Source organism: Sphingobium sp. UBA5915 (assembly GCF_002431195.1).
In the GTDB taxonomy this organism is placed as follows: Bacteria; Pseudomonadota; Alphaproteobacteria; order Sphingomonadales; family Sphingomonadaceae; genus Sphingobium; species Sphingobium soli.
Map to the genome: position 1 here is coordinate 1 of NZ_DJDV01000108.1, position 3456 is coordinate 3456.

Genomic DNA, 3456 nt, shown 5'->3' on the forward strand with positions numbered 1-3456 from the left:
TGGCAGATGCCGGTGCCGGGCGGCACAACCTTCAGATTGTCGAGTGTCCTCGCACCCCATTTGAGGAAGGCGTAGCGTTCGGAATTGCGCTCATATTCGATCTCGACATTGCGCTCGAATGCATGGCTGCTGCTGGCCTCGTCTGCCATGACGCTATGGTCGATGACGAGATGGATCGGCACTTGCGGATTGATGCGTGATGCATCAGCGCCCCAACGGTTCATCGTGTCGCGCATCGCGGCCAGATCGACGATGCAGGGAACGCCGGTGAAGTCCTGCATCAGGACGCGGGCGGGCCGGTACTGGATTTCGCGATCCGACCGTCGATCCTTCTGCCAGTCGACCAGTGCGCGAATGTCATCGACTGTCACGCTGGCGCCGTCCTCGAAACGCAGGAGATTTTCGAGCAAAACCTTCAGGCTGAAAGGCAGGCGGCTCACGTCGCCGAATTTCGCGGCCACCTTGGGCAGACTATAATAGGCAAATGTCTCCCCGTTGACGGTGAGCCGGTCGCGCGTGCCGAGGCTGTCACTGCCTGTCGCTGTCATCGAATATCTTTCTCTTGCTTGTGCGGCGCGTGTCGGCCTCCCCGACGCGCGCGAGCGCGGGAAGGCCAGCGGTCACCGGTCATCGACAGAATGTCGGCTCAGGTCTGAGGAATGCCTTCCGGCACGATCGTCTTCACGATCGACGCATCGAGTTCCTCGAAAGCGTGGAGCCCGATGGTGTCGTACAGCTCCTGGCGGGTCTGCATGCGCTCGACCTGGTTGTGCGTTCCGCCGTCGCGCTTGATGGCGGCATAGAGTTCAGCCTGCGCCTTGTTGGCGACACGCAAGGACGAGACGGGCCAGATCACCATCTTGTAACCCATCTGCTCGAACTCGGTCGCCGTGTAGAACGGCGTCTTGCCGAACTCCGTCATGTTGGCGAGGAGCGGCACGCCGGGCATGTCTTGCGCGAACTTCTCGAACATATCGCGCGTGATCAACGCTTCTGGGAAGATCGCATCGGCTCCCGCCTCGACATACAGCTTCGCGCGCGCAACTGCTGCATCATAGCCCTCGACCGCAGCCGCATCAGTGCGCGCGACGATGAAAATGTCACGGCTCGCCCTCTTGGCTGCCGCCACCTTGGCCGCCATGTCATGCGGCGGAACAAGGTTCTTGCCGTTCAGATGGCCGCATTTCTTGGGCAGGATCTGATCTTCAAGATGTACGGCTCCCGCGCCCGCATCTTCGAAGGTGCGGACCATGTGCATGGCGTTGAGTGCCTCGCCATAGCCGGTGTCGCCATCGACCAGGAGCGGCAGGCCGGAGGCGCGCACGATCTGGCGGATAAAGAAGGCGACTTCGTCCACAGTGATGATGCCGAGGTCGGGCAGGCCCATCGATGCGGTCATCGCCGCACCCGAAAGGTACAGTCCCTCAAACCCCGCCTGCTTTCCCTGGATCGCTGCCTGGCCGTTATGCGCGCCGGGAAGCTGATAGATGCCCGGACGGGCGAGCGCTTCGCGGAAACGCTGACCGGCGCTGGTGTTGGGAAGTTCGTCTGCAATCAGATAGGGCATGATGCCTCCTTAAGCGTGCGCTTCGCTACGTTCGGCGAGCGGCACGAATTCGAGATTTTCCGGGCCAGTATAATTGGCCGAGGGCCGGATGATCTTGTTGTCGACGCGCTGCTCGATCACATGCGCCGCCCAGCCGCTGGTGCGCGCGATCACGAAGAGCGGCGTGAACATCGCCGTTGGCACGCCCATGAGGTTGTAGGACACCGCCGAGAACCAGTCGAGGTTCGGGAACATGGTCTTGGCGTCCCACATCACGCTCTCGATCCGCTCCGCCACCGCGAACTGGCGCTGCGCACCGGCTTCGTCGGCCAGGCTCTTGGCAACACGCTTGATAACGACATTGCGCGGATCGGAGATGGTGTAGACCGGATGGCCGAAGCCGATCACGACCTCCTTGGCCTCGACACGGCGACGGATGTCGGCTTCCGCCTCGTCAGGCGTCGCGTAGCGCTTCTGGATCTCATAGGCGACCTCGTTCGCGCCGCCATGCTTGGGACCGCGCAGCGCGCCGATGGCGCCGGCGATCGCCGAATACATGTCCGAACCGGTGCCGGCGATGACGCGCGCGGCAAAGGTCGAGGCGTTGAATTCATGCTCGGCATAGAGGATCAGCGAGGTGTGCATGGCACGCACCCAGCTCGCCGACGGCGCCTTGCCATGGAGGAGGTGGAGGAAATGGCCGCCAATGCTGTCGTCGTCGGTCTCCACCTCGATGCGGCGGCCATGATGGGCGAAGTGATACCAGTAGAGCAGGACCGAACCGAGTGACGCCATGAGCCGATCGGCGATATCGCGCGCGTCGGGCAAGTTGTGGTCGTGCGTCTCGGGCAGGACACAACCGAGGGCGGAAACGCCTGAGCGCATCACATCCATCGGATGGGCGGCCGCCGGGATCGCCTCCAGCGCGCTCTTCACCGAATGCGGCAGGCCGCGCAGTCCCTTGAGCTTTGCCTTATAGGAGATGAGCTGCGACGGCGTCGGCAGTTCGCCATGCACCAGTAGATGCGCGATCTCCTCAAACTCCGCAGATTCTGCAATGTCGAGAATGTCATAGCCGCGATAATGCAGGTCGTTGCCCGACTTGCCCACGGTGCAAAGCGCGGTGTTGCCGGCTGCAACACCGGACAAGGCCACCGATTTCTTCGGCTTGAATGCTACTTCGGCCATAAATTCCTCTTGCGTCAAATAATACCGGCCGAAGCGGCGAGGCTCGGACAGTTGGTCAGTGGAAGGAAAAGGCAGCGGGCGAGCGCCGAAGGGCGAACTGCGCCATCAGGCTGACGCGGGGACGTGCGGATCGCCAGGATCGTCATGCCCGATATTCCCGCTGGCCCGTCAATGTCGTGAAGGTGAAGCGCCCGGTCGCTGCCGTCATGCGACCGCCATCTTCCCGTGCGCCGGTCGCAAAGACTGAGACGATGATCGCCTGCTGGTCTGCGGATAGAGACCACGCCTCTATCTCGACATCGGGAGTGGAAAAGCCTTCGTTGATCTGCAGGCCGTCGCATTTCGCGAAGCGAATGGCCCCCGGCAGATGCGACGACGCTCGGTCGGCCGCAGCGGTCACCATGGCGTCCAGCAGGTCGAGGCCTTTTTCGGGTCGATTTGAAAGCATCTGCGCATTATCCGCATGCGCGAAGCGCGGAAAACGGCTGAAAAGGCGAAGATTTGCGGACGCAAATCTGCAAATCCGCGAACTTTGCGAAATAATATTATGTGGTCGGATCGACGTCCGTCGCGATTTCGACGCGCAGCCGCGGCCTAGTGTCCATACGTCGGCCGAGGCTTTCGACGAACCGCTCCCAACATTCTTTGCCCATCGCCTGCGCCATGGACTTGTAACGGTTTTGCGCCGGTCACTTATCTTATTATGCCACCTTGGCTTCGAA

4 protein-coding genes are annotated in these 3456 nt (G+C 61.7%); all 4 read right to left on the bottom strand.

Annotation, left to right across the window (positions count from 1 at the left end; all coding sequences use genetic code 11):
• Nucleotides 1-548, bottom strand: a 548-nt coding sequence (locus B2V90_RS19460; RefSeq protein WP_293922885.1) for an aconitase family protein, incomplete at its 3' end; no start/stop codon positions are given.
• Nucleotides 549-646: 98 nt separating this feature from the next.
• Nucleotides 647-1567 carry a methylisocitrate lyase gene (gene prpB / locus B2V90_RS19465; protein WP_228223122.1) on the bottom strand — a complete coding sequence of 307 codons (921 nt, stop codon included), beginning with the start codon at nucleotides 1565-1567 and terminating at the stop codon, nucleotides 647-649.
• 9 nt (nucleotides 1568-1576) lie between these two features.
• Entirely contained in the window at nucleotides 1577-2734 is a 1158-nt protein-coding gene (gene prpC / locus B2V90_RS19470; RefSeq protein WP_228223121.1) for a bifunctional 2-methylcitrate synthase/citrate synthase, read from the bottom strand.
• Between the two features lie 142 nt (nucleotides 2735-2876).
• A complete protein-coding gene (locus B2V90_RS19475) occupies nucleotides 2877-3182 on the bottom strand; it encodes a hypothetical protein (protein ID WP_009822133.1) in 306 nt (101 codons plus the stop codon).
• Nucleotides 3183-3456: the final 274 nt, after the last annotated feature.

Bases quoted from the DNA above. Each gene is read 5' to 3' on its own strand.
- prpB (WP_228223122.1), bottom strand. From the start codon at position 1,567: ATGCCCTATCTGATTGCAGACGAACTTCCCAACACCAGCGCCGGTCAG.
- prpC (WP_228223121.1), bottom strand. From the start codon at position 2,734: ATGGCCGAAGTAGCATTCAAGCCGAAGAAATCGGTGGCCTTGTCCGGT.
- B2V90_RS19475 (WP_009822133.1), bottom strand. From the start codon at position 3,182: ATGCTTTCAAATCGACCCGAAAAAGGCCTCGACCTGCTGGACGCCATG.